Here is a 23,727-nt window from a genome sequence, read left to right as displayed (position 1 = left end):
TGGCTGCAACGGGCGACGCGAGCCGCCGGATCGAGCGGGCGAACCAGCCGCATTTCCCAGGAGGAATGCCGCGTGTTCGAGAATCGACCTCATTCCGTCGTCATCGGTGATGTCACCGTCTATACCTGCGGCGCCTGGCTTTCCGGCCAGGATGTCGTCGTCCGGGACGGCGCCGTCATCGCACTGGGTCCGGCCGCGCGTGACGCGCATCGCGGTCTCCCGTTCGTCGATGGCAGCGGCGGCTATCTGCTCCCCGGTTTCGTCAACACCCACACGCACCTGCAACAGGCGGTGCTGCGGGGGATCGGCGAGGGCTTGCCGCTGCTCGAATGGTTGCGCTGCGTGGGGGAGCGCACGGTCGCCGCGACCCCGGAACAGACCTACCTGTCCGCCCTCGCCGGCGGACTCGAACTGCTACGCAGCGGCGTGACCACCGTGGTCGAGCACCTGTGGCCGAACCGCTCGGAAGCCGTGCACGACGCCATGATTCGCGCGCTGGCCGAACTCGGCATCCGCGTCGTGCTCGGCCGCGGGATCGCCGACCGCGCCGATCCCACTCGGCGCTGGGGTCTCGATCCGCGGCTGATGCAGCCGCTGCCGGACGCGTTCGCCCACATCGATGACCTCGACGCACAGCTGACCGGTTCGCGGATCGATACCGCCCTGGCCGTGCCGAATCCGCGCTGCCTCACCCCGGACGGCATGGCCGCCGCGCGCGAGTACGCCGAGCGGACCGGCAAAACGGTGTCGATACATGTACTCGAGACCGAGACCGACGAGGAAATGTGCCGATTGCATGCAGGCCGCGGCGCGGTCGACTATCTCGACGCGGGCGGACTGCTCTGGGACCGTACCCTGGCGGTGCACTGCTGCCATCTCGACAGCTCCGGCCGTTCGGTCTTCGCCGCGCGTGGCGTCTCCGTCTCCTACAACCCGCTGAGCAATATGCGCTTGGGCAGTGGCGTCGCGCCGGTACCGGAAATGCTGGCGGCCGGCATCGACGTCGGACTCGGCGTGGACGGGGCCGCCAGCAACGACACCCAGGACATGCTGCTGACCTTGCGGATGGGTTCCTACCTGCAGCGAGCCACGCGAAAACGCGCTGATCTCTTGGGATTCGACGAGATGCTGCGCATGGCGACCCGGGGCGCCGATCGGGTCCTCGGCCGACCGACCGCGGAGCCGGGTGTCGCGATCGGCGATCGTGGTGACCTCACCCTCATCCGATTCGACCGCGACTTCGCCTGCCTGCCGGTCCTCGACCCGGGCGCGACGCTGCTGACCACGGGCTCGCCCCGGGTGGTGGACACGGTGTGGGTCGACGGTGAGGCCGTCATCCGTGACGGCCGCAGTACCCGCGTCGACACCGAACTGCTCGCGCGTCGGCTGAACAACATGCGATGAAGTTAATCAGACGGAAATCAATCGGCGATTGCATGTAATCACTCTCGATAAGACTGATGGAGTGCACGAGTTGCACGCAATATCGAGAGAAGGTGTGAACAATGACGCGCTATTCAGAGACGCTGCCGGAAGTCGGTGCAGGGACGTCGCTCTCGGCTCCGGCGGTCTCGTTCGTCAACGTGCACAAGCGATTCGGCGGACCGACCGGAACCGAGGCACTGGCCGACATCAGCCTCGAGCTGCGCGGGGGCGAGTTCGTCGCGGTGGTCGGGCCGTCTGGCTGCGGTAAGTCCACCCTGTTGCGGCTCGCCGCGGGGCTGGAGCGGTCTACCTCGGGAGCCGTTGCGGTGCAGGCGGATTCGATCGGCTTCATCTTCCAGGAGGCCACCCTGCTGCCGTGGCGCAAGGTGCTGCGCAATGTGGAGCTGTCCGCCGAACTGCGCGGCATCGACCGAAAGACAAGGCGGCAGCGCGCACTTCGTGCGCTGGCCGCGGTCGGCCTCGCGGATGTCGCGAACAGCCTGCCGAGTCAGCTGTCCGGCGGCATGCGGATGCGGGTGTCGCTGGCCAGATCGCTCTCGCTCGAGCCGCAACTGTTGCTGCTCGACGAACCGTTCGGCGCGCTCGACGAGCTGACCAGGCTGAACATGCAGGAAGAGTTGCTCCGGCTGTATCGGGACAACGCGTTCACCGCGCTGTTCATCACGCACTCGGTGTCGGAAGCGGTGTTCCTCGCCTCCCGTGTGGTCGTCATGTCCGCCCGGCCGGGCCGGGTGCACGAGGTGATCGACGTGGACCTGCCCTACCCGCGCGACCGTGAGCTGCGCTTCGATCCGGCGTTCACTGAATTGGTCTCGCGCGCTTCGCATTCCCTGAAGGAGGCCTGCTGATGGTCAGTATCGCGGCACCCGTAACGCTGGTCCGGCCGATCCGCCGGGTTGTGGTCCGTCCCCGCGCCGCGGTCACCAAAATCCTTCCACCCCTTGTGTCTTTCGGGTTGGCGATCGCCGTGTGGTACCTGGTCTCGATGGTGCTGCTCGGCCCGAGCCGCCGCTTCCTGTTGCCGCCACCGCACGCGGTTTTCACCGAGTCGCTGGCGAATCCGGCCAAGCTCGAGCTGATGCTGCGGGCGCTGGCGGTCACCGCGAAGGTGGCGGTGAGCGGGCTCGCGGTGTCGGCGGTGCTCGGCGTCGCGATCGCGGTCCTGATGAGCCAGGCCAAGCCGATCGAGCGCGTGGTGTATCCCTATGCCGTTGTGCTTCAGGCGATTCCGGTGCTGGCCGTGGTTCCGTTGATCGGGCTGTGGTTCGGCTACGGCACCGCCGCGCGGACCATCGTCTGCGTGCTGATCGCCATCCATCCGATCATCGCCATGACCCTGTTCGGCATCCAGTCCGTCGACCGTAACCTCCAGGAGCTGTTCACGCTCGGCCGCGCGAGCCGCTGGCGTCGGCTCTGGGCGCTGCAACTGCCCGCCGCGCTGCCATCGATCATGACCAGCCTGCGCACCGCCGCCGGATTGGCCGTGACCGGCGCGATCATCGGCGACATGTTCTTCGCGCAGGGGCGGCCGGGCATCGGCACCCTGCTCGACAACTACCGCGCGCGACTGCAATCCGAGGATCTGATCGCCGCGCTCCTGCTGGCCGCGCTGTTCGGCGTGCTCGTCTTCGCCCTCTTCACCGCCGCCCAGAAGCTCACCGTCGGCCGCTGGCACGCGTCCGGTCGCTAGTCCTTTGCTTGGAGAATCTCATGAGAACACCCCTTCGCCGGCTCGGCACAGCCGCCATCGCGACCTTCGTCGTCGTGTCCGGAGCGGCCTGCACCAGCAGCGAATCTGACACCGCCGCAGTAGTTCTCCCCGCCGCACCCGCCGAGCAACAGCTGTCCGGCGTCTGCCCGAGCACCGTCGTGGTGCAGTTGCAGTGGGAACCGGAGACCGATTCCGGCCCCCTCTTCGGTCTGCTCGGCCCGGGTTACCGGGTCGATTCCGACAACAACAAGGTCACCGGCCCGCTGGTGACCGATGGCAAGGACACCGGCGTCAAGCTGGAGATTCGAGCGGGCGGCCCGGCCATCGGCTTCCAGACGGTGCCATCGCAGATGTACGTCGACCAGAGCATCACGCTCGGCCTGGCGCACTCCGAGCACGCCATCGCCGCCGCGGGGCAGCAGCCGATCGTCGCCGTGACCACCTTGTTGCGCAACAGTCCACAGCTGCTCATGTGGGATCCGAAGACGCATCCGGACTGGCACGGCATCGCCGATATCGGGAAATCCGGTGCGCCGATAGTGGTTTCGCAAGGCCAGCTTTATCCGGACTGGCTGGTGTCGCGCGGCCTGGTCGACCCGAAGCAGATCGATAACTCCTACGACAACGCGCCGTCCCGCTTCGTCGCCGGACCGTCGTTCGCGCAGCAGGGCTTCCTGAATTCCGAACCGTACGTCTACGCGCACGAGGTTCGCGCCTGGGGCAAGCCGGTGGCCTACCAACTGCTGCGCGACGTCGGCTACGAGGGTTACGCGCGCACCGTGAACGTCCGCGCCGACAAGCTGGCCGGACTACGCCCGTGCCTCCAGCGGCTCGTCCCGATGATCCAAAGGGCGACAGCACAATTCAAGGCCGATCCCACTCACGTCGATGACACGGTGGTCGACATCGTCGCCAAGAGCGCCAATTTCAGCCCGTACAGCGCCGAACTCGCCGCCTACGGATCCAAGGCGCTGATCGACGGCGGCCTGATCGGCAACGACACCGACGGCGTGCTCGGCAGTTTCGACGAGGCAAGGGTGCAGCGCGTCATCGACGAGTTCGCCCCCATCCTGCGCCGCGGCGGTGCCGCCGTGCCCGCCGGACTGACCGCGCGCGACCTCGTCACCAAAGAATTCCTGGACCCGGCGATCAGCGTCGCCGGGTGAACTACCCACGCAGACAAGGACGGACATCATGACCGCCAGCTACGACCTGTCCGAGGTTTCCCGCGAGCAGCAGATGGGCGGCCTCGGCCGGGAGACCGACCGGGAGATCCGGGTGATCGACCTGACCGATTTCGCCGACCGCCGCGCCGAGATCACCGACGAATTATGGTCGGCCGCCACCGAGATCGGCTTCTTCCAGCTCGCCGGCCACGGCATTCCGCAAGACCGGATCGACACCGTATTCGAGCTCACCGCAAGGTTTTTCGCGCTCCCCGAGCCAGTGAAGGCCAATTATCCACTGGTCAAAGCGAACAACGCGGGCTGGGAAAGCCTGAGCCAGGTGCGCCCGTCGATAGGTGTCCCGGACCAGAAGGAGTCCTACCAGGTCACCCGACCGCACATGGCCGAGCTGTGGCCGAGCGAGCAGGAGCTGGCCGGATTCCGTAGTGCCGTACTGGATTTCGAGCACCAGGCCTGGTCGGTCGCGATGCGGGTGCTGTCCTGCTTCGCGGACCGGCTCGCCCTGGACCGTGACCACTTCACCAAGGCGCACGACCCGAATTCGTCGCAGTACCAGAGCACGCTGCGGCTGCTGCACTATTTCGCGGTGCCCGAGGAACTGCGCGGCGTGGAAGGGCGCTGGCGGGCCGGCGCGCACACCGACTTCGACTGTCTGACACTGCTTTTCCAGCGCGACGGGCAGGGCGGACTGCAGGTGTGCCCCGGCAAGGAGATGGCCGAACAGGAATGGACCTCGATCACCCCGTCGTCCAGCCTGATCACCTGCAACATCGGCGACATGCTCACCCGCTGGAGCGACGATCTGCTGCCGTCGAATTTCCATCGCGTGCGTAGCCCGGGCGAGGGCGAATACCAGGGCGACCGCTACAGCATCGCCTACTTCGCGCAGGCCGACCGCGACGCCGTCATCCAGGGGCCGCAGGGCAAGTACCCGCCGGTGACCGCGGCCGACTTCCTCACCCAGCGGGTACAGGCCAACTACCGCCCACAGGGGTAACTTCACTGTCGGACACGGAAAGGACCCCAGGCGATGACCGACGACGACGCGACGAGCTCCGCCCTGCTCGGCGAGTCCGTGCACCGGCAGGTCAGGCGGATGGTTCTCACCGGCGAACTCGAGCCGGGGCACCCGCTCAGCGTGCCTGCGCTGGCGACCCGGCTCGGGGTCAGCCGCAGCCCGGTCCGCGAGGCCGTCCAGCAGCTCATCTACGAGGGGCTGGCGGTCAATGTGCGGCATGCGGGGGCCAGGGTCGCCGCGATCGGTGACGCGCAGGTGCGCGACGTGCTCGCGGTCCGTGCCGTGCTGGACGGGCTGGCCGCCGCGGAGGCGGCGACCAGGCTGTCCGAGGCCGACCTGGCCGAGCTGGCGACCATCCTGGCCACCCAGGAGGAGAACCTGCGGTCCGGTGCGGACACCGCCCGCGACACCGAGCTCGACGTCGAGTTCCACACCTTCATCCGCGAGCGGGCAGGCAACCGCCCGCTCGCCGACGAACTGGCCCGCCTCGAGGCCCAGACCCACCTCTACCGGGGTGATCTGTGGCGCTCCGACCTCAACCGCCGGGTCGCGCTGCGCGAGCACCGGCAGATCGTCGAGGCGCTCGAGTCAGGCCACGCCGACGCCGCACGCGCCGCCGCGCAGGCACACGTGCACGGCCTGGTCACCCGGCTGGGCCGGCAATGACCCGGCTACCGCTCGTGCGCCCGATAGGCCGGCGCCTTCGTGTTCCCCGCCGGGTCCAGGGTGCGCAGCAGCGGCAGCGTGCGGAACGGCACCACGGTCGACAGCACGATCACGCTGTGCGACCGCACCACCGACGAGGTCCGATCGATGCTCAACAGCACCGCCTGCAATCCGGCGTGCGAATCCGCGCCGATCCGGCACCACACATCGCCGGTGCCGGTGGTCGCGTACGCCTCCAAAACCCCTGGGATGGTTTCCAGTTCGGCCGCCACCGCGTCCAGCGCGCCCTGCGCGATCTCCAGCGTGACGAAGGCCTGCACATCGAAACCCGCTGCGGTGACATCGATCTGCGGATCGTAGGAGGCGATGACGCCGGACTCCTCCATCCGGCCGATCCTGGACTGCACCGTGGCTCTGGCCACCCGCGTCCGGCGGGACAGTTCGAGAATGCCCGCCTTCTGGTATTCGTGCATCGCGGTCAGGATCGCGAGATCGAGTTCGTCAAGTTTCGCCGGCGTTCGTGACATGGCGGCCTCCGTTCCGAGCACAGGCTGGGATTCCAGCCATGGATAGCACCAGCCAGCTGATGCTATTCAAATTGTCCAGCATTCAAGGGCACTTCCTAGCCGAATTCGCCAGAGTGTCTATCCAAAATCGCCGCTGTTGCCTAACCGCCGACCCTGACGATTACTTGGTGCATGACCATCGAGCAGATGCCGAATGCCCGGTCCAGCACGGCGCCAAGTACCGCCCCGACCGACACTGAGCTGCGCAAGCTCGTCGGTCTCGTGGACCATGACACCAGCGTCGACAATTTCCCGGTGACCGGTTGGGACGCCCTCGTCTGGGTCGTCGGCAACGCGACCCAGACCGCGCATTTCCTGGAGTCCGCCTTCGGCATGCGCCTCGAGGCCTACTCCGGTCCCGAGACCGGCAACCGCGACCACAAGGCGTACGTGTTGCGCAGTGGCGGTGCCCGGTTCGTGGTCAAGGGCGCGGTCGACCCGGACAGCCCGCTGGTCGCGCACCACGACCGGCACGGCGACGGCGTCGTCGACATCGCGCTCGAGGTGCCCGATGTGGATCGCTGCATCGAATGGGCGCGCACGCACGGCGCGACCGTCGTCGTCGAACCCCATGACGAGACAGACGAGTTCGGCACCGTCCGGTCCGCCGCCATCGCCACCTACGGCGAGACCCGGCACACCCTGGTCGACCGTTCCCGCTACAACGGGCCGTACCTGCCCGGCTACATCACCCGCAGCGCCGGCTACCAGCCGCGCGAGGGCGCGCCGCCCCGGCTGTTCCAGGCGATCGACCACGTGGTCGGAAATGTGGAGCTCGGCCAGATGGACGAGTGGGTCGAGTTCTACCGCCGCGTCATGGGTTTCACCAACATGGCCGAGTTCGTCGGTGACGACATCGCCACCGAGTACTCCGCGCTGATGAGCAAGGTCGTCGCCAACGGCAACCACCGGGTGAAGTTCCCGCTGAACGAGCCCGCGGTCAGCAAGAAGAAGTCGCAGATCGACGAGTACCTCGAGTTCTACCGCGGTCCCGGCGTGCAGCACATCGCCCTCGCCACCGGCGACATCCTGGCCTGTGTCGACGCGCTGCGCCGCGAGGGCATCGAATTCCTCGACGCCCCCGACTCCTATTACGAGGACCCGGAATTGCGCGCCCGGATCGGTCACGTCCGCGTGCCGGTCGAGGAATTGCAGAGCCGCGGCATCCTGGTCGACCGCGACGAGGACGGCTATCTGCTGCAGATCTTCACCAAGCCGATCACCGACCGTCCCACCGTCTTCTTCGAGCTCATCGAGCGCCACGGCTCGCTCGGCTTCGGCAAGGGTAACTTCAAGGCACTCTTCGAGGCGATCGAGCGCGAACAGGAGGCCCGCGGCAACCTGTGATCGGTTGTGGCCCTGAGTATCCGGCAGTACGCTCCTGGGGATTCGCCGGATGCTTAGGGGACTGTCGCAGTGCTCGAGAGATCTGCCGCCGCCTTCGCACTGGCCGTCGCGCTCGCCCTCCCGCTGAGCGCGACGGCCCACGCCGACCCCCCACCCACCTATTACCCCACCCTCGACGCCTGCCTGGCCGCCATGTCGAAATACAAAACCGGCCCCGCCCAGTGCACGTACATCGACGCGATCGGTGGTTATGAATTACGGGTCCAGAGTGGCTGAGCGGGCACCGGTGCGCTCCGCGTCGTCCGGGCTGGCCCACCGTGCGCGTGGGTAGAGTGCAGGCATGCGGATAGGGGCGTTGGTCGGCTGCGCGGCAGTGCTGTCGTTGGTGCTGACCGGGTGCGGTTCCGGGAGCGACTCGGACAACACCAGCACCCCGCTTCGCCCGCCGCCGAAGGTGGCCGCGCTCGGACCGTTCGTCGGCGAGTGCGGGAATGTCACCGACGACGAGGTGCGCACGCTGACCGGTATCGGCCAGACCTCCCAGGTGCTGAAGAATTCGGTCGGTTGCAATTGGCAGACCGCCGGATTGGGCTCTCCCACCGTCACCTTCGCCTCCTACCGAGGCAGTCCGATCGCCCGCGAGAAGGCCTGGGTGACCACGCAGGGACGCGCCACCCAGACGATCGATGTCGGCGGTCGCGCCGGATGGCAGGCGCTCGAACCGGACAGCCGGATCTGCGACCTCGCCGTGCAACTCGACGACGACTTCTTCGAATGGTCCATGTCCTTCGGGCTCTTCGCCCCGCCCACCGCCAACCCGTGCGACCTGATGCACAAGCTGGCGGAGCTGACCGTGCAGCGGCTGAAGTGAGGGAGAGGACGGCCATGCAGCTTCGTCGTGCTCGTGGAATAGTCGCGGCGGCCGCCGCGTTGACCATCGCGGCCACCGTCACCGGTTGCGGTCAGACGGTGAGCGGTTCCGCCCATCCCGCCGGCTCGGGGACCGGGGACACCGTCAACACCAACTTCGACAAGCTGCTGCGCGAGTGCGAGATCGTCACGCCCGATCAGATCGCGGACGCGGTCGGGGTCAAGGGCGCCGCGGCGGAGCCGTCGTTCTACGGCGCGGTCTGCATGTGGGACGTGCAGGGCGCACTGGTCACCCTGAACTGGTACGAGATCGGCTCGCTGAACAACGAGAAGGCCAACAACGACAAGTTGGGTTACTCGACGAACAACATCACCGTGCAGGGCCGGCGGGGGTTGGAGACGCGGCGGCCGAATGATCCGGACTCCTGCGGCGTCAGCGCGGGCGCGGCGGATCAAGGCGTGATCGGGTTCTGGATCAACTATCGGCAGGGGTCCGGACACCCGGATCCGTGCGCGGGCGCGAAGAAACTCGTAGAGTTGACCCTGAACCTGGCCAGGTAGCGGGGTCGGTAGCGACCCCGCTTTGACCCTGTGTCGCGACCACGAGTATCGTGGATCGCTGTGCCCGGAAGCATACGGGCAAGTTCGTGCGTGACCGTAGGCCAGCGAAAGCGGCTGACACCTCCAGCGTGCCCGCAATTCGGGCCCTACACCACGCGCGACACGCCCGACCTCGGGGCACGTAAAACGTGGCCGGACGTGCGAGTGAAAGCTCGATGACAAAGACATGAAGTTCCAGACACCGCGTAACTAATAAGGAAAGCCGGTCTATGCCAACCATCAACCAGCTGGTCCGCAAGGGTCGCCGCGACAAGGTCTCCAAGACGAAGACCGCGGCGCTCAAGGGCAGCCCGCAGCGTCGTGGCGTGTGCACTCGCGTGTACACCACGACCCCGAAGAAGCCGAACTCCGCGCTGCGTAAGGTCGCGCGCGTTCGCCTGACCAGCGCGGTCGAGGTCACGGCGTACATCCCCGGCGAGGGCCACAACCTGCAGGAGCACTCGATGGTGCTCGTCCGCGGCGGCCGTGTGAAGGACCTTCCGGGTGTTCGCTACAAGATCATCCGTGGCTCGCTCGACACCCAGGGTGTGAAGAACCGCAAGCAGGCCCGCAGCCGTTACGGCGCCAAGAAGGAGAAGAGCTGATATGCCACGCAAGGGCCCCGCACCCAAGCGTCCGCTGATCAACGACCCGGTCTACGGGTCCCCGCTGGTCACTCAGCTGGTCAACAAGATCCTGCTGGACGGCAAGAAGTCCACCGCCGAGCGCATCGTCTACGGCGCGCTGGAGCAGGCGCGCGACAAGACCGGCACCGATCCGGTCGTCACCCTGAAGCGCGCGCTGGACAACGTCAAGCCTGCCCTCGAGGTGAAGCCCCGCCGCGTCGGTGGCGCCACCTACCAGGTGCCCGTCGAGGTTCGGCCGGGCCGTTCCAACACGCTGGCCCTGCGCTGGCTGGTCAACTACTCCCGCGCTCGCCGCGAGAAGACCATGGTCGAGCGTCTCGCCAACGAGCTGCTCGATGCCAGCAATGGTCTCGGCGCCTCGGTGAAGCGTCGTGAGGACACCCACAAGATGGCCGAGTCGAACCGGGCCTTCGCGCACTACCGCTGGTGACGTCTGCCCGGCCCGTTGTTTCGGGTCGGGAGGCACAGCCGGCCGCGGCACCAACCTGCCGCAGCCGGCGTTGAACAGAGACGACCACAGGGTCGTCCCCGAAAATCCCATCTAGCTACGAGCGGGGAAGATTTCCGTGGCACAGGACGTGCTCACCGACCTGAACAAGGTCCGCAACATCGGCATCATGGCCCACATTGATGCGGGCAAGACGACCACAACTGAACGCATCCTCTTCTACACCGGCATCACCTACAAGATCGGTGAAGTCCACGATGGCGCAGCCACCATGGACTGGATGGAGCAGGAGCAGGAGCGTGGTATCACCATCACCTCCGCGGCTACCACGTGCTTCTGGAAAGACAACCAGATCAACATCATCGACACCCCCGGGCACGTCGACTTCACCGTTGAGGTGGAGCGGTCGCTGCGCGTGCTCGACGGCGCCGTTGCGGTGTTCGACGGCAAGGAAGGCGTCGAGCCGCAGTCCGAGCAGGTGTGGCGTCAGGCCGACAAGTACGACGTGCCGCGAATCTGCTTCGTCAACAAGATGGACAAGCTCGGCGCGGACTTCTACTTCACCGTGCAGACCATCAAGGATCGTCTCGGAGCCAAGCCGCTGGTCATCCAGCTGCCGATCGGCGCGGAGAACGACTTCGAGGGCATCGTCGACCTGGTCGAGATGAACGCGAAGGTCTGGAAGGGCGAGACCAAGCTCGGCGAAGAGTACGAGGTCGTCGAGATCCCGGCCGACCTCAAGGACCGCGCGGATCAGTACCGCCAGGAACTGCTGGAGACCGTCGCCGAGTCGGACGAGGCGCTGCTGGAGAAGTTCTTCGGCGGCGAGGAGCTCTCGATCGAGGAGATCAAGGGCGCCATCCGCAAGATGACGGTCAACTCCGAGCTCTACCCGGTGCTCTGTGGTTCCGCGTTCAAGAACAAGGGCGTTCAGCCCATGCTCGACGCGGTCATCGACTACCTGCCCTCGCCGCTGGACGTGGAGGCCACCACCGGCCACGTTCCCGGCAAGGAAGACGAGCTGCTGACCCGCAAGCCGAGCGTCGACGAGCCGTTCGCGGCCCTGGCGTTCAAGATCGCGGTGCACCCGTTCTTCGGTGAGCTCACCTACGTGCGCGTGTACTCGGGTCAGGTTGCCTCCGGCGCCCAGGTCGTCAACTCGACCAAGGGCAAGAAGGAGCGTCTGGGCAAGCTGTTCCAGATGCACTCCAACAAGGAGATGCCGGTCGCGACCGCGTCTGCCGGTCACATCTACGCCGTGATCGGGCTGAAGGACACCACCACCGGTGACACCCTCAGCGACGCGCAGAACCAGGTCGTGCTCGAGTCCATGACCTTCCCGGACCCGGTCATCGAGGTCTCGATCGAGCCGAAGACCAAGTCCGACCAAGAGAAGCTCGGCACCGCGATCCAGAAGCTGGCCCGCGAAGACCCGACGTTCTCGGTCAAGCTCGACCAGGAGACCGGCCAGACCGTCATCGGCGGCATGGGCGAGCTTCACCTCGACATCCTCGTCGACCGTATGCGGCGCGAGTTCAAGGTCGAGGCGAACGTCGGCAAGCCGCAGGTGGCCTACCGCGAGACGATCACCAAGAAGGTCGAGAAGCTCGAGTTCACCCACAAGAAGCAGACGGGTGGCTCCGGCCAGTTCGCGAAGGTCATCATCGCCCTCGAGCCGTTCGTCGGCGAGGACGGCGCGACCTACGAGTTCGAGAACAAGGTCTCGGGTGGTCGCGTTCCGCGCGAGTACATCCCTTCGGTGGACGCCGGTGCGCAGGATGCCATGCAGTACGGTGTGCTCGCGGGCTACCCGCTGGTGAACCTGAAGCTGATCCTGCTCGACGGCGCCTACCACGACGTCGACTCGTCGGAAATGGCGTTCAAGATCGCCGGTTCCCAGGCACTGAAGGAAGCGGCTCGTAAGGCCGGTCCGGTGATCCTCGAGCCGCTCATGGCGGTCGAGGTCATCACGCCCGAGGACTACATGGGCGACGTGATCGGCGACCTGAACTCCCGCCGTGGCCAGATTCAGGCCATGGAGGAACGCAGTGGTGCCCGTGTCGTCAAGGCGCTGGTTCCGCTCTCGGAGATGTTCGGCTACATCGGTGACCTGCGGTCGAAGACCCAGGGCCGGGCGAACTACTCCATGGTGTTCAACTCGTACGCGGAGGTTCCGGCCAACGTGTCGAAGGAGATCATCGCCAAGGCGACCGGCGAGTAATACCGATGCTGGGGCAGGTGTAAGACTTGCCCCACATCAGCCGGGAGTCAGCACGACCCCAGTAATAACCGCACTGCTGCAACTGCACGCACCAACAAGTCCAGGAGGACACCACAGTGGCGAAGGCGAAGTTCGAGCGGACGAAGCCGCACGTCAACATCGGCACCATCGGTCACGTCGACCACGGCAAGACCACGCTGACTGCAGCGATCACCAAGGTGCTGGCTGACAAGTACCCGGATCTGAACGCGGCGTTCGCGTTCGATCAGATCGACAAGGCGCCGGAGGAGAAGGCTCGTGGTATCACGATCAACATCTCCCACGTCGAGTACCAGACGGAAAAGCGCCACTACGCGCACGTCGACGCTCCGGGTCACGCTGACTACATCAAGAACATGATCACCGGTGCGGCGCAGATGGACGGTGCCATCCTGGTGGTCGCCGCAACCGACGGCCCGATGCCGCAGACCCGCGAGCACGTGCTGCTCGCCCGTCAGGTCGGCGTGCCCTACATCCTGGTCGCGCTGAACAAGTCGGACATGGTCGACGACGAGGAAATCCTCGAGCTCGTCGAGATGGAGGTCCGCGAACTGCTGGCCGCCCAGGAGTTCGACGAGGACGCGCCGGTCGTGCGTGTTTCCGGTCTGAAGGCGCTCGAGGGCGACCCGAAGTGGACCGAGTCCATCGTTGAGCTGATGAACGCTGTCGACGAGTCGATCCCGGACCCGGTCCGCGACACCGAGAAGCCGTTCCTGATGCCGGTCGAGGACGTGTTCACGATCACCGGTCGTGGCACCGTCGTCACCGGTCGCGTCGAGCGCGGCATCGTCAACGTGAATGAGGAAGTCGAGATCGTCGGCATCAAGCCGACCTCGACCAAGACCACGGTCACCGGTATCGAAATGTTCCGCAAGCTGCTCGACCAGGGCCAGGCCGGCGACAACGTCGGTCTGCTGGTTCGTGGCATCAAGCGCGAAGATGTCGAGCGTGGCCAGGTCATCGTGAAGCCGGGCACCACCACCCCGCACACCGAGTTCGAGGGCCAGGCCTACATCCTGTCCAAGGACGAGGGCGGCCGGCACACGCCGTTCTTCAACAACTACCGTCCCCAGTTCTACTTCCGTACGACTGACGTGACGGGCGTTGTGACCCTCCCCGAGGGCACCGAGATGGTCATGCCGGGCGACAACACCGAAATGTCGGTCGTGCTGATCCAGCCGATCGCCATGGAAGAGGGCCTGCGTTTCGCGATCCGTGAAGGTGGCCGCACCGTCGGCGCCGGTCGCGTCACGAAGATCATCAAGTGATTTCCTGAATCACTGAACTGAACGGCGTCGCTCCGAAAGGAGCGGCGCCGTTCGGCATTTCCGGGGCCTGGCCACGGCGAAAGCTGGAGACTCTGTCGGACATCCAAGGTAGTGTGGATGTCATGAGTGCAGCCTATGACGTAGTTCCGTTCAGCGACCTGCTACATCGGCCTGCTGTCACCGCCGGGCTCCTCGATCAAGTACGTGCCATCCGCCTGCGTCGCCGGGATGCGGGCGATCTCGCATTGATGCGGATCGAGCAGCTGGATGCCGAAGGCGTGGTGGTCGATTTCACCGCGCGCTTGCTTGCTGGGCTGGTCCGCCGGGTCGGTTCGGAAGCCGTCCGGGAAGTGCTGCCCGATGCGATTCCTTGGGTCACGTTCCTCCCCGCGGCGGACGTCGACAAGTTCTTGACCGAGCTCGTCGCAGTGGCGCAAGGTGCGGCCGCGTTGGAGAATCTGGCCCCGCTGGCCGGCTTGCTCACCCAATGGCGGCATACCGCGGAGGTCTACGCCGACCCGGTGTTGCTGGAACTGGTCACGAATGAACCGGAGGGTGATTTCGGACCTGCCCCGATGCCCGATCCGACCGAGCACGACCGGTGAGCCCGAAGCGGGGCGACCGTGCCGCGCCGCCCGCGGTTGTCGGCGAATTCGAAATCCGCTTGGCCACCAGCGAATCCTGTGTCGGATGGGAGCAATTGGCAGCTCAGGCGCCGACCAATCTGCGCCGCGCGTTCGAGGCGATCAGGGCCGATCCGAGAGCTCGGACGAATCCCGACCGGCAACATCGGCTCAAGGGCTCCCTCAGCTCGGCTACCTGGAAGGGAATAGTGCTGGAGCGCTGGCAATACGAGGTCACCGGCAGCGGCCGAATCTGGTACCTCATCGATGATGATCAGCACACAGTGTGGATCGTCTACGCAGGCACGGGACATCCGAAAGCTACCGACTGATCAGGCAACTCTCTGACCCGGGCTCGTTGGGTTGCCGCGTTGTTCATAGATGAGGTCGCTCACTGAGCCGTCGGCTAGATCTCCTTGCCGGGCTTGATGTAGTCGACGTGCAGGAGGAGGTAGGCGGGTTTTGTGCAGGCGTCCGCGGTGAAGGGTTGGGGGACGGGGGTCGGTTGGGTGGGGGCGTTGATCAGGAGAAATTGGGCGGGGGTGCGTTCGCAGTCGTAGTTGCCGGCCTGGGAGTAGCGGAGGGCGGCGTGGGCTGCTTGGGTGGGGGCGAGGGTGACCGGTTGGGGGACGGCGGAGGCGGTGTCCGGTTCGGCGGGTGGGCCCAATGGGGTGGGCGGGGTGCCTGCGGCGAGGGAGACGCCGGGGTAGCCGGACAGGGCGCAGGGGGCCGGGCCGGTGTTGGTGAAGACAATAGGGACGTGGATGGAGCCTGCTGCTCCGTTGCTCTGGCCCAGGGAAATCGTGAGATCGGCTGGGGCGCAGGCGGGTACGCCATCGGGGGTGGCCGCCGGGGTGGGCGGGGTGGTGGCGAGCGTCGACGTTCGCTGGGACAGCGACGCCGCCGCGGGCGGGGTGGTGGCCACGGTCGATGAGTCCCGCGTGGAGGTGCCGCATGCGGTCAGGGGTAGGGCCGCAGCGAGGAGGACCAATGCAGTGCCGCGCATGTCGCAACACTAGACCCGCGCGCCGGGTTTGCGCCGGGTTCGGCGCAGTGTCGATCAGCAGCTGAACGCGCGGCCGACGGATGGCTCGCGCTTCGCGTCCGAGAGTTCCCGGAGGCAGCCGAACGGCACGATGCCGTCGTCGCTCATCTGCACGCCGGTGCGGCTGGCCGGGTTGACGCAGGTGAGGCCGCTGGTCGCGATGCGGCAGACGTAGTCGCCGAAGGTAAGCTTGCTGTCGTACGGCAGGGTCTGCCCGTCGCCGTGGATGAAAAGGCCTGGGTCGCCACGGAATTGGCCGACCATCAGATTCTGTCCGGAGTAGTTGACGAACCCGCCGTCCCAGTTGCCGAAGCCCTCGCCGGGCTTCGGGATCGGATTCTTCAGTTTGACCGTGCAGCTGAATCCATCGATGTGGTATTCGGTTCCGGTGATGCAGCTGATCTTGCCGGACGGGCTGACGAAGGCGATGTCGCCCTTCAGGTCGGCGGCGGATCCGGTGCCGGTGCTCGCGGAGTGGTAGCGGTTCACGTCGACCGCGGTGCCGGACTGCGCCCAGGCGATCCGGTCCTTCAGCTGACTCTCCGGGCTCTGCGAGGTGGTGGCCGGGGCGGTCGTCGGGGTCGCCGTCGCCCGCGGTTGGTCCGCGCTGGGCTGGGGGCGACCCGAGGTGGATTGGGAGCAGGCGCTCAGCGCCAGGATTAGGGCAGCGAGTGCCGCGATTCGCATGATCACCACACTAGTCGTTGTGTCGCAACGCAATCCGGCGGTGGTTGGCCCCGCGGGGTGATTCGATGACCGCCGAGGTTATCGCGCCGGAGCGAACCGCTCCGTTAGCGTCGAAAACGAGAACGCGACCAGACGATGCGGAGAACAGATGCGTAAGTCCACCCTCGCCACCGAACTCGACGTCACCGCGGGCGCGCTGCGCCACGGGATGCCCTACCTGGCGATGGGCACCGGACGCCCGCTGGTGTTCCTGCGCTGGTTCACCCCGGATCACGCGAATCCGCGCGGCTGGATGCGCGAATCGGAGATCAAGATGCTGGCGCCGTTGGCCCGGCACTTCCGGGTCTACGCGGTCAACCGCGCGCCGGGGATGGCCGAGGGCACCACGATGGCCGATATCGCCACCGAGCACGCGGACGCGCTGCTGGCCGAGTTCGGCGAACCGGTGGACGTGCTCGGCGTCTCCTCGGGTGGCTCGGTGGCGTTGCAACTCGCCGCCGATCATCCGGACGCGGTCCGCCGCGTGGTGATCGCCTCGTCCGGCTACCGTTTGGATCCGCTGGCCAAGGAGAGCCAGATCCGCTACGGCGAAGCGGCATTCGCCGGTCGCCGCGCGTTGCACCACATGGCGTCGACCACCGTCTCCTCGCCACTGCTGGCCCGCGTGGCCGGCACCGCGATGTGGCTGATCGATCCGCTCGCCCGCCCGAAGAACCCCGCCGACACCCTCGCCTTCGTCCGCGCCGAAGACGAGTTCGACCTGTCCGGCCGCCTCGGCGAGATCACCGCACCCACCCTGATCATCGGTGGCGAGCGCGACGCCGCCTACAGCACCGACAACTTCCACTACACCGCCGACGGCATCCCCAACTCCCACCTCCGCATCTACCCCGGCACCAGCCACATGGGCGTCCCCAAACACCCGCGCTTCGCCCCCGACGTCACCGAATTCCTCACCGCCGCAAACCCGCTCACCTGAACTTCGCATGCCTACCTGGTTCTTCACACGTCTATCAGGCTGTTGCCAGCTGTGTTAAAGACGAACCGGTTGTGCGAAGCTCAGATGGCCGGTGTCGGCGTCCAGCAGCCGATGCGTCGGGCACATGCCGCTGCCGCGGCGGCAGCGCGAATACGCCGGATCAACTCGTCTGGATGGTCCAGGTCGTTCCAGGTCCAGCGGACCACCATCCAGCCCAGCGCGCGCAGTTTGTCCTCGCGGATCTTCTCCGCAACCACCACCTGCTCGGACTCGCGCGCACCTCGCAGTTCACTCTGATACTTCACCTTCCCATCGAATTCGCCGACTACCCCGAGCTCCGCGAACAGGAAATCGACTCGCCCAACGCAGATTCCGTCATCGGTGAAGACGCGGGCTTGCAGTTCGGCTGCGGGTAACCCGCCACGACGAATGACTATCCGGCTACGGGACTCGCCGACACTTTCACTGCGGCCATCGGCGAAGCCGACAACCTGCGCGGCTTTCCGACAGCCCGGCCGATACCGCGCCCTCAGCAGGTGCGCCCGCAATTCGTCAGCGGTGGTCAGCCCTTGACGAAGGAACGCATCAGCGATAACCACTGATAGCTCAAAGCCTTCCGAACGCGCGATATCGATGACTGTTCTAGCCGGGGTAGTGACCCGAATTCCGTTGACCATGGTGATTTCATCAGGTTCTATCTGCGCCGAGTGGACGACGAGCTGCTTGCCTTTGCGCCCGCCGTTGATCCGATCGCGCGTCATATGCACGCGGTCCAGCGGCAGCGCCCATGTCGGCGCGCCATGAATCACCACCGCAGAACAATGGCTCGCCACTGCCGCATCGGACATTGCCTCGCCGGTGGCAAGGGCCAGCATCAGATGACGCCCCGCCGGAGTCAGCTCGGATTGCGGCGATCGCAAATACTGCCCCGCCCGCACCCGCAGCCACACGCCGCTATGGCACAACCGGCGCAGATCCGTATCCGACATCCCACACGCCAACGCTTCACGACGCGAAATAAGCTGCGGTCCATCCATGCCCCCGATAGTGTCCGCCCCCCATCCCCAACACCACCCCCACTCCGCCAATTGTGGACAACACGCGACCTGTGGATAACTCTGGCCGCGGCTTCGCAGACTGCGGTCGTTCTCCACATATGTCTCGGCCACCAAATCGGTTTGTGAAGAACCAAAGTGGCCTGCGAAGAACCAAAGCGGTGTGCGGAGTCTCAGCCGAGCTGGGTCATTCCTGCGGCAACCACTTGGGCGACATTGAGCAGGTCCTCGGCAGTTGGAATGGGCACACCGTCCAAGGCGTGCAGGCGATCGGTACTTGCGATGGCGAACATGGCCGATACCCACGCGGCCGCGCAGGCACGCAGTGTGCCCGGGCGTACCGGCACCGTCGCACTCGCCTGCAATACCCGCGCTGTGACATCCAGCAATTGATCACGCAGCTGCCGCAATTGGCGTCGTACGTCGGGGTGGGTGTCGGCTTCGCGCCACATGATCACCCGCAATACCGAGGAATGATGATCGCGCAGATTCAGCGCCGCATCGAGGGCCACCAGACTGGCCGCGGGATCACCGGGAGCGACCACGGTATCGATGTCGTCGATCGGATGCGTGGGCACTCGTTCGTCCATCAATGCCGACAGGATCGAATCCTTGGTCGGGAAGTAATAGAAGACAAGACCTTTCGGCACCTCGGCCGCGCCGGCGATGGCGGCCGTCGCGGTGGCGTCGAATCCCTGTGCCGCGAACAGTCTTTCCGCGGCGTCCAGGATGAGTTGCCGGGCGTCGCCGTCCACCTTCGCGCTGCGCCGACGCCCGGCCCTCGGTTCCTTACCCGGTCGCTTGGCGGCTGCCCGGCGACCGGGTTTCGGCATCTGCATCAGTGGTGTGTCGCCGCGCCGTGCAGACGTCCCGACACCGTCGGCAGCGCCGCTACCGCGACCACCGCCGTCACTACCCCGACTACCCATGCGGTCCAGGATGCGCCGCGGTAATCGGTGAAGTCCATCGCCCAGGGGGAAATGAACAGCAACACGCCGAACAGACCCATCGCGTAGTCGGCGTTCGCCCCGAGGGCGGGCCGGTACATCTGCGCCAGGCCGGTGAGCGCGATGAGCACGCCGAGCACGACCAGTGACCACATCGCCTTGTCGGTGGTCTCCAACCACAGGGGTGACAGCGCGGCGAAGACTCCGAGCACTACGGCCAGGAAATCCTGTGCGCGACTTTCGGTGAACATGGTGTGCCTCCTATGGGCTCAGGAATATGTCCTGTCTTCGGTATAGACCTGATTGACCGCCCGATCAATATCGGAACGGCTACGATTGCACCGCTATTGCCGAGTGATCGGGTTCACTCGAGTACTGAACCAAGCAGACGTTAGGGTGAGCTGCGTGGCACCTTCAGCAACAGATTCCGCGCCGATCGTGATCGTCGGCGCCGGACTCGCCGGTCTGCGCACCGCCGAGGAACTGCGCCGCGCCGGCTACGCGGGCGAACTGATTCTGCTCGGCGACGAAGGCCGGTTGCCGTACGACCGGCCGCCGCTGTCCAAACAATTCGTCCGCGGCGAAACCGACGACACCACCTTGCGGCCCGCCGAGTTCTTCGCCGAGAAGCAGATCGACCTGCGCCTGGACGCCGCGGCGACCGGCGTCGACACCGACGCGCGCCAGGTTCGCCTCGCCGACGGCTCGACCCTCGGCTACGACCAGCTGATCCTCGCGACGGGTCTGCGCCCGCGCCGGCTGCCCGGCCTGCCCGACCTGAAGGGCGTGCACGTGCTGCGCGGCCACACCGACGCCACCGCGCTGCGCGCCGAATTGGCCGAGGCCACAACGGCCCTCGTGGTCGGCGCCGGTTTCATCGGCTGCGAGCTCGCGGCCAGCTTCCGCGCCCGCGGCGTCGAGGTGGTGCTGGTCGAGCCCCAGCCGACCCCCCTCGCCTCGGTCCTCGGCGAACAAGTCGGCGCGCTGGTGGCCGAGCTGCACCGCGACGAAGGCGTCGATCTGCGCTGCGGCACCGGCCTGGACACCCTGCTCGCCGACGGCGACCGGGTGCGCGGCGCGCTGCTGTCCGACGGCACCGAGGTCGCCGCCGACCTGGTGGTGATCGGCATCGGCTCGCGCCCGGTGACCGAATGGCTCGCCGATTCCGGCATCGCCCTCGCCGACCCGGCACAGGGCGGTGGGGTAGTGGCCGACGAGGTGGGTCGCACCTCGGCCGAACGGGTCTGGGCGGTCGGCGACGTCGCCGCCTGGCTGCACGAGACCGGCCACCGCAAGCGGGTCGAGCACTGGACCAACGCCGGCGAACAGGCCCGCCTGGTGGCCTGCGCCCTGCTCGGCGCCGCCCCGCCGACCGCGGCCAGGGTCCCGTACTTCTGGAGCGACCAGTACGACGTGAAGATCCAGGCCCTCGGCACGCCGAGCGCCACCGACGACGTGCACCTGGTCGTCGAGGACGGCCACAAGTTCCTCGCCTACTACGCCCAGGACGGCAAACTCACCGGCGTCGTCGGCGCGGGCCTGACTGCCCAGGTGATGAAGACCAGAGCCAAGATCGCCGCGGGCGTCCCGGTCGCCGAACTGCTCACGCCCAGCTGAGTTCCGCCGCCAGGCCGCACTTCTCGGCTGTTCGAGACCCGAACCGGGCCTGGTCGTCCGGTGCCGCGGCACCGCGCGTCGGCCGGTCGAACCGCTGCCGCGCAATTCGCGTCGGAGCACTGTAATACGGTTGACCCTGTGATCGTCGCGCTCATCGATTCGGGTCTCGGGCTGCTGCCCACATCCGCTTGGCTGCGCAAGCTGCGGCCGGACGTGGATCTGCTGCTGCAATTGGACCCCGACGGCGCACCGTGGGGACCCAAGCCGGATCAGTGGACGATCGACCGCGTGGTCGAAACCGCCCGCACCTCGATCGAGTTGGGCGCGGAGGTGATCGTGATCCCGTGCAACACCGCGAGCGTCACCGCCTTGGAGCACGTGCGCGTGGAGGTCGGCCCCGATGTGCCGGTCATCGGCACCGTGCCCGCGATCAAACCAGCGGCCGCCGTCTGCCGCTCGGTGGCGGTGTGGGCGACCGCGGCGACCACCGCCAGCCGGTACCAGGCGGATCTGATCGCCAAGTTCGGCGGCGACGCGGACGTGGTCGGCGTGGCCTGCCACGGCCTCGCGGACTCGATCGACCGGGGCGATCTGGTCGCGGCCCGCGAATCCATCGCGCGCGCCGTCGAGCAGACCCCGGACGACGTCGAGGGCGTCGTGCTCGGCTGTACCCACTACCCCCTGGTGATCGACTCGATCGTCGCGGCGCTGCCCGACGGCGTCCGCCTCTTCGACAGCGCGCAAGCCGTTGCCGCGCAAACCATTCGGCGGATGGACGCGCTCGGCCGACCGACGCCGGGCAACGGCGAGGTGATCGTGCGCAACAGCGGGCGCCCCGGCGAATTGCCCGCCAGCGCCGCCAGTTTCGAATCCGGCCGAATCCTGGGCGCCCAGGGGTGACGCCACCGCGCCGAAGGGAGTTCGTTCGATGACCGCAGCGGACGTGCAGGCCGCATTGCGCGCGGCGGCGAACCCCGCGGACGCGATCCATCTCCAGCGGTTCTTCAAGACCGGTCCGGGGGAGTACGGCGCGGGCGATGTGTTCATCGGCGTGCGCGTGCCGGCCAGTCGCGGCATCGCGAAACGCTTTGTGGCACTGTCACTCGACGAGATCGACGTGCTGCTGGCCAGCGCCGTGCACGAAGACCGGTTCGCCGGGCTGGTCATCCTCAACGCCAAGTTCGCCAAGGCGTCCAAGCCGAGCACCTTCGACGACGCGGCCCGCGCGGAAATGGTGGATCGCTATCTGGCCGCCGTGCGTCGCGGCCGGGTGAACAACTGGGACCTGGTCGACGTGTCCGCCGAAAACATCGTCGGCCCATGGCTGTTGGACAAACCCCGCGACCTGCTCTTCGAGCTGGCCGACGCGGATTCGTTGTGGGAGCGCCGAGTTGCCCTGCTCTCCACCTTCGCGTTCATCAAATCCGGCGACGCCACAACCACTTTCGCGCTGTCCGAGCGCCTGCTCGACGACCGCCGCGACCTCATCCAGAAGGCGCTCGGCTGGATGCTGCGCGAAGTCGGCAAACGCATCGATCGGCAGCTGCTGATCGGCTTCCTGGACAAGCACGCGGCGAACCTGGGCCGCACCGCCCTGAGTTACGCCACCGAGCACCTCGACGCGCAACTCCGCGCCGACTATCGCGCGCGGTAGCCCCGGCTCAGAACTGGATCTTCAGGTGATCCGTCACCGGATGTGCCTGGCAGCCGAGGATATAGCCGTTCTCGATGTCCTCCGGGTCGAGGATCTCGGCGTTGTCCATTTCGACCTTGCCCTCGAGCACCGTGCACGCGCACGACCCGCATTCGCCTTCCTGGCAGGAATACGGCACGTCGAGACCCTTGGCCAGCATGATGTCCACCAGCGTCTGCTTGCGCGGCCACTTCAGCTCGTGCACCTCGCCGTCGAGTTCCACCTCGACCGTCGCCGCACCGGCGGCTTCCTCGTCGGACACCTCGACCGGCGCCTGATCCGCGAACGGGTCTCCGGCAAGGGAATTGAACACCTCGGCGTGCGTGCGCGAGCGCGGCACCCCGAGCTGGGCGAGCGCGTCGTGCACCCGGTCCATGAACGGCTTCGGCCCGCACATGAACGCCTCGTACGCCTGGTACGGCGCGACCAGGGTGGCGAGCGCGTCGGCGGTCGGCAGGCCCTGGAGGTATTCGAGCCAGTGGATAACGGTCAATCGCTGCGGATGCTTGTCTGCCAGCTCGCGCAGTTCGGCGGCGAAGATCACCGACTCGTGGTCCCGATTGGCGTACACCAGCACAATTCGGCCGTTGCCGCGCGCGAGCGCCGACTTCAGGATCGACATCACCGGCGTGATCCCGCTGCCCGCGCCGAACAGCAGCAGGTCCGCGTCGAGATCCTTGGGGGTGAAAACGCCTGAGGGCGGCAGGACTTCGAGCGAGTCGCCGGCTTTCAGGTTGTCGCACAACCAGTTCGAGCCGTAGCCTTCGACTGTTCGCTTGACGGTGACCTTCGGCCGGTCGTCGGTGTAGGGCGAGCTGGCCAGCGAATAGCAGCGCGCCACCGAGCCGGTCCGGTCGCTGGGGATGCGCAGCGTGAGAAACTGGCCGGGCTGGTAGCGGAAACGCTCGGTCATCTCGTCCGGGACGTCGAAGACCAGTGAGCAGGTATCGGCCGTCTCGGTAATGACCGCGGCTACCCGCAGCACGACCGAACGCGAGCCATGCGGAACCTCGACTGTGGTCATGTCGTCCTCTCGAACCTGGTACC

General features: G+C 66.6%; 27 protein-coding genes. 20 read left to right on the top strand and 7 right to left on the bottom strand.

Annotated elements, in window-relative coordinates; genetic code table 11:
• Positions 1 to 72 precede the first annotated feature (72 nt).
• The 6 genes from AB0M22_RS10265 to AB0M22_RS10240 all read left to right on the top strand — a co-directional run bounded on the left by AB0M22_RS10265 (position 73) and on the right by AB0M22_RS10240 (position 6,028).
• Positions 73 to 1,404: an amidohydrolase family protein gene (locus tag AB0M22_RS10265; RefSeq protein WP_364723330.1), complete on the top strand. Its 1,332-nt coding sequence runs from the start codon at positions 73 to 75 to the stop codon at positions 1,402 to 1,404.
• A 101-nt stretch (positions 1,405 to 1,505) separates the two neighbouring features.
• A complete protein-coding gene (locus AB0M22_RS10260) occupies positions 1,506 to 2,294 on the top strand; it encodes an ABC transporter ATP-binding protein (RefSeq protein WP_364723328.1) in 789 nt (262 codons plus the stop codon).
• A complete protein-coding gene (locus AB0M22_RS10255) occupies positions 2,294 to 3,136 on the top strand; it encodes an ABC transporter permease (protein ID WP_364723325.1) in 843 nt (280 codons plus the stop codon). Before AB0M22_RS10260 ends, AB0M22_RS10255 begins: the two co-directional genes overlap by 1 nt.
• A gap of 20 nt (positions 3,137 to 3,156) precedes the next feature.
• A complete protein-coding gene (locus AB0M22_RS10250) occupies positions 3,157 to 4,323 on the top strand; it encodes a nitrate ABC transporter substrate-binding protein (protein WP_364723323.1) in 1,167 nt (388 codons plus the stop codon).
• A gap of 28 nt (positions 4,324 to 4,351) precedes the next feature.
• The gene (locus AB0M22_RS10245; RefSeq protein WP_364723320.1) at positions 4,352 to 5,341 is read left to right on the top strand and encodes a 2-oxoglutarate and iron-dependent oxygenase domain-containing protein; all 990 of its coding nucleotides are present in this window, start codon (positions 4,352 to 4,354) and stop codon (positions 5,339 to 5,341) included.
• A 33-nt stretch (positions 5,342 to 5,374) separates the two neighbouring features.
• Positions 5,375 to 6,028: a GntR family transcriptional regulator gene (locus AB0M22_RS10240; RefSeq protein ID WP_364723317.1), complete on the top strand. Its 654-nt coding sequence runs from the start codon at positions 5,375 to 5,377 to the stop codon at positions 6,026 to 6,028.
• Between the two features lie 5 nt (positions 6,029 to 6,033).
• Here AB0M22_RS10240 and AB0M22_RS10235 read toward each other — a convergent pair whose 3' ends face one another.
• On the bottom strand, positions 6,034 to 6,555 hold the full coding sequence (locus tag AB0M22_RS10235) for an Lrp/AsnC ligand binding domain-containing protein (protein ID WP_364723314.1): 522 nt from the start codon (positions 6,553 to 6,555) through the stop codon (positions 6,034 to 6,036).
• 186 nt (positions 6,556 to 6,741) lie between these two features.
• Between AB0M22_RS10235 and hppD the strand changes: the two genes are divergently transcribed.
• The 10 genes from hppD (at position 6,742) to AB0M22_RS10185 (ending at position 14,989) form a co-directional block, all read left to right on the top strand.
• Positions 6,742 to 7,941, top strand: a complete 1,200-nt coding sequence (gene hppD / locus AB0M22_RS10230; RefSeq protein ID WP_364724065.1) for a 4-hydroxyphenylpyruvate dioxygenase — start codon at positions 6,742 to 6,744, stop codon at positions 7,939 to 7,941.
• 69 nt (positions 7,942 to 8,010) lie between these two features.
• Entirely contained in the window at positions 8,011 to 8,217 is a 207-nt protein-coding gene (locus tag AB0M22_RS10225) for a hypothetical protein (protein ID WP_364723311.1), read from the top strand.
• A gap of 64 nt (positions 8,218 to 8,281) precedes the next feature.
• A complete protein-coding gene (locus AB0M22_RS10220) occupies positions 8,282 to 8,812 on the top strand; it encodes a DUF3558 domain-containing protein (RefSeq protein ID WP_364723309.1) in 531 nt (176 codons plus the stop codon).
• 14 nt (positions 8,813 to 8,826) lie between these two features.
• Positions 8,827 to 9,372, top strand: coding sequence for a DUF3558 domain-containing protein (locus AB0M22_RS10215; RefSeq protein WP_364723307.1), 546 nt, complete (start codon positions 8,827 to 8,829; stop codon positions 9,370 to 9,372).
• Positions 9,373 to 9,641: 269 nt separating this feature from the next.
• Positions 9,642 to 10,016, top strand: a complete 375-nt coding sequence (gene rpsL, locus AB0M22_RS10210) for a 30S ribosomal protein S12 (protein ID WP_019049359.1) — start codon at positions 9,642 to 9,644, stop codon at positions 10,014 to 10,016.
• Position 10,017: 1 nt separating this feature from the next.
• On the top strand, positions 10,018 to 10,488 hold the full coding sequence (rpsG, locus tag AB0M22_RS10205; protein ID WP_150399709.1) for a 30S ribosomal protein S7: 471 nt from the start codon (positions 10,018 to 10,020) through the stop codon (positions 10,486 to 10,488).
• Between the two features lie 136 nt (positions 10,489 to 10,624).
• Positions 10,625 to 12,727, top strand: a complete 2,103-nt coding sequence (gene fusA / locus AB0M22_RS10200; protein ID WP_364723304.1) for an elongation factor G — start codon at positions 10,625 to 10,627, stop codon at positions 12,725 to 12,727.
• Positions 12,728 to 12,843: 116 nt separating this feature from the next.
• Positions 12,844 to 14,034 carry an elongation factor Tu gene (gene tuf, locus AB0M22_RS10195; protein ID WP_107659457.1) on the top strand — a complete coding sequence of 397 codons (1,191 nt, stop codon included), beginning with the start codon at positions 12,844 to 12,846 and terminating at the stop codon, positions 14,032 to 14,034.
• A 122-nt stretch (positions 14,035 to 14,156) separates the two neighbouring features.
• Positions 14,157 to 14,639 (top strand): hypothetical protein, encoded by a 483-nt coding sequence (locus AB0M22_RS10190; RefSeq protein WP_364723301.1) that lies wholly within the window; start codon positions 14,157 to 14,159, stop codon positions 14,637 to 14,639.
• Positions 14,636 to 14,989: a hypothetical protein gene (locus tag AB0M22_RS10185; RefSeq protein WP_364723298.1), complete on the top strand. Its 354-nt coding sequence runs from the start codon at positions 14,636 to 14,638 to the stop codon at positions 14,987 to 14,989. Before AB0M22_RS10190 ends, AB0M22_RS10185 begins: the two co-directional genes overlap by 4 nt.
• 74 nt (positions 14,990 to 15,063) lie before the next feature.
• On the opposite strand, the gene AB0M22_RS10180 is transcribed toward AB0M22_RS10185, so the two are convergent.
• The gene (locus tag AB0M22_RS10180) at positions 15,064 to 15,663 is read right to left on the bottom strand and encodes a DUF4232 domain-containing protein (RefSeq protein ID WP_364723296.1); all 600 of its coding nucleotides are present in this window, start codon (positions 15,661 to 15,663) and stop codon (positions 15,064 to 15,066) included.
• A 54-nt stretch (positions 15,664 to 15,717) separates the two neighbouring features.
• Positions 15,718 to 16,389, bottom strand: a complete 672-nt coding sequence (locus AB0M22_RS10175; protein ID WP_364723294.1) for a hypothetical protein — start codon at positions 16,387 to 16,389, stop codon at positions 15,718 to 15,720.
• Between the two features lie 148 nt (positions 16,390 to 16,537).
• On the opposite strand from AB0M22_RS10175, the gene AB0M22_RS10170 reads away from it, so the two are divergent.
• Entirely contained in the window at positions 16,538 to 17,368 is an 831-nt protein-coding gene (locus AB0M22_RS10170) for an alpha/beta hydrolase (RefSeq protein ID WP_364723291.1), read from the top strand.
• An 80-nt stretch (positions 17,369 to 17,448) separates the two neighbouring features.
• Here AB0M22_RS10170 and AB0M22_RS10165 read toward each other — a convergent pair whose 3' ends face one another.
• The 3 genes from AB0M22_RS10165 to AB0M22_RS10155 form a co-directional block, all read right to left on the bottom strand.
• Positions 17,449 to 18,405, bottom strand: a complete 957-nt coding sequence (locus tag AB0M22_RS10165) for a type IV toxin-antitoxin system AbiEi family antitoxin domain-containing protein (protein WP_364723289.1) — start codon at positions 18,403 to 18,405, stop codon at positions 17,449 to 17,451.
• 191 nt (positions 18,406 to 18,596) lie between these two features.
• Positions 18,597 to 19,262 carry a TetR/AcrR family transcriptional regulator gene (locus AB0M22_RS10160; protein ID WP_364723286.1) on the bottom strand — a complete coding sequence of 222 codons (666 nt, stop codon included), beginning with the start codon at positions 19,260 to 19,262 and terminating at the stop codon, positions 18,597 to 18,599.
• Positions 19,262 to 19,621, bottom strand: a complete 360-nt coding sequence (locus AB0M22_RS10155) for an SPW repeat protein (RefSeq protein WP_364723282.1) — start codon at positions 19,619 to 19,621, stop codon at positions 19,262 to 19,264. The genes AB0M22_RS10160 and AB0M22_RS10155 overlap by 1 nt, the downstream gene beginning before the upstream one ends.
• Before the next feature lie 154 nt (positions 19,622 to 19,775).
• Between AB0M22_RS10155 and AB0M22_RS10150 the strand changes: the two genes are divergently transcribed.
• The 3 genes from AB0M22_RS10150 to AB0M22_RS10140 all read left to right on the top strand — a co-directional run bounded on the left by AB0M22_RS10150 (position 19,776) and on the right by AB0M22_RS10140 (position 22,641).
• Positions 19,776 to 20,987 carry an FAD-dependent oxidoreductase gene (locus AB0M22_RS10150; RefSeq protein ID WP_364723280.1) on the top strand — a complete coding sequence of 404 codons (1,212 nt, stop codon included), beginning with the start codon at positions 19,776 to 19,778 and terminating at the stop codon, positions 20,985 to 20,987.
• Between the two features lie 138 nt (positions 20,988 to 21,125).
• A complete protein-coding gene (locus AB0M22_RS10145) occupies positions 21,126 to 21,887 on the top strand; it encodes an aspartate/glutamate racemase family protein (protein ID WP_364723277.1) in 762 nt (253 codons plus the stop codon).
• Between the two features lie 28 nt (positions 21,888 to 21,915).
• Positions 21,916 to 22,641 (top strand): DNA alkylation repair protein, encoded by a 726-nt coding sequence (locus AB0M22_RS10140; protein ID WP_364723274.1) that lies wholly within the window; start codon positions 21,916 to 21,918, stop codon positions 22,639 to 22,641.
• A gap of 7 nt (positions 22,642 to 22,648) precedes the next feature.
• On the opposite strand, the gene AB0M22_RS10135 is transcribed toward AB0M22_RS10140, so the two are convergent.
• Positions 22,649 to 23,704: a ferredoxin--NADP reductase gene (locus AB0M22_RS10135; RefSeq protein WP_364723272.1), complete on the bottom strand. Its 1,056-nt coding sequence runs from the start codon at positions 23,702 to 23,704 to the stop codon at positions 22,649 to 22,651.
• Between the last annotated feature and the right edge of the window lie 23 nt (positions 23,705 to 23,727).

It is taken from the genome of Nocardia sp. NPDC051756 (assembly GCF_040681495.1).
In the GTDB taxonomy this organism is placed as follows: domain Bacteria; phylum Actinomycetota; class Actinomycetes; order Mycobacteriales; family Mycobacteriaceae; genus Nocardia.
The sequence above is the reverse complement of the archived record's forward strand: the minus strand, read 5'-3'. Positions and strand labels throughout refer to the sequence as shown.

Bases quoted from the DNA above. Each gene is read 5' to 3' on its own strand.
- AB0M22_RS10260 (WP_364723328.1), top strand. From the start codon at position 1,506: ATGACGCGCTATTCAGAGACGCTGCCGGAAGTCGGTGCAGGGACGTCG.
- AB0M22_RS10255 (WP_364723325.1), top strand. From the start codon at position 2,294: ATGGTCAGTATCGCGGCACCCGTAACGCTGGTCCGGCCGATCCGCCGG.
- AB0M22_RS10250 (WP_364723323.1), top strand. From the start codon at position 3,157: ATGAGAACACCCCTTCGCCGGCTCGGCACAGCCGCCATCGCGACCTTC.
- AB0M22_RS10245 (WP_364723320.1), top strand. From the start codon at position 4,352: ATGACCGCCAGCTACGACCTGTCCGAGGTTTCCCGCGAGCAGCAGATG.
- AB0M22_RS10240 (WP_364723317.1), top strand. From the start codon at position 5,375: ATGACCGACGACGACGCGACGAGCTCCGCCCTGCTCGGCGAGTCCGTG.
- AB0M22_RS10235 (WP_364723314.1), bottom strand. From the start codon at position 6,555: ATGTCACGAACGCCGGCGAAACTTGACGAACTCGATCTCGCGATCCTG.
- hppD (WP_364724065.1), top strand. From the start codon at position 6,742: ATGCCGAATGCCCGGTCCAGCACGGCGCCAAGTACCGCCCCGACCGAC.
- AB0M22_RS10220 (WP_364723309.1), top strand. From the start codon at position 8,282: ATGCGGATAGGGGCGTTGGTCGGCTGCGCGGCAGTGCTGTCGTTGGTG.
- AB0M22_RS10215 (WP_364723307.1), top strand. From the start codon at position 8,827: ATGCAGCTTCGTCGTGCTCGTGGAATAGTCGCGGCGGCCGCCGCGTTG.
- rpsL (WP_019049359.1), top strand. From the start codon at position 9,642: ATGCCAACCATCAACCAGCTGGTCCGCAAGGGTCGCCGCGACAAGGTC.
- rpsG (WP_150399709.1), top strand. From the start codon at position 10,018: ATGCCACGCAAGGGCCCCGCACCCAAGCGTCCGCTGATCAACGACCCG.
- AB0M22_RS10190 (WP_364723301.1), top strand. From the start codon at position 14,157: ATGAGTGCAGCCTATGACGTAGTTCCGTTCAGCGACCTGCTACATCGG.
- AB0M22_RS10180 (WP_364723296.1), bottom strand. From the start codon at position 15,663: ATGCGCGGCACTGCATTGGTCCTCCTCGCTGCGGCCCTACCCCTGACC.
- AB0M22_RS10175 (WP_364723294.1), bottom strand. From the start codon at position 16,389: ATGCGAATCGCGGCACTCGCTGCCCTAATCCTGGCGCTGAGCGCCTGC.
- AB0M22_RS10170 (WP_364723291.1), top strand. From the start codon at position 16,538: ATGCGTAAGTCCACCCTCGCCACCGAACTCGACGTCACCGCGGGCGCG.
- AB0M22_RS10165 (WP_364723289.1), bottom strand. From the start codon at position 18,405: ATGGATGGACCGCAGCTTATTTCGCGTCGTGAAGCGTTGGCGTGTGGG.
- AB0M22_RS10160 (WP_364723286.1), bottom strand. From the start codon at position 19,262: ATGCAGATGCCGAAACCCGGTCGCCGGGCAGCCGCCAAGCGACCGGGT.
- AB0M22_RS10155 (WP_364723282.1), bottom strand. From the start codon at position 19,621: ATGTTCACCGAAAGTCGCGCACAGGATTTCCTGGCCGTAGTGCTCGGA.
- AB0M22_RS10140 (WP_364723274.1), top strand. From the start codon at position 21,916: ATGACCGCAGCGGACGTGCAGGCCGCATTGCGCGCGGCGGCGAACCCC.
- AB0M22_RS10135 (WP_364723272.1), bottom strand. From the start codon at position 23,704: ATGACCACAGTCGAGGTTCCGCATGGCTCGCGTTCGGTCGTGCTGCGG.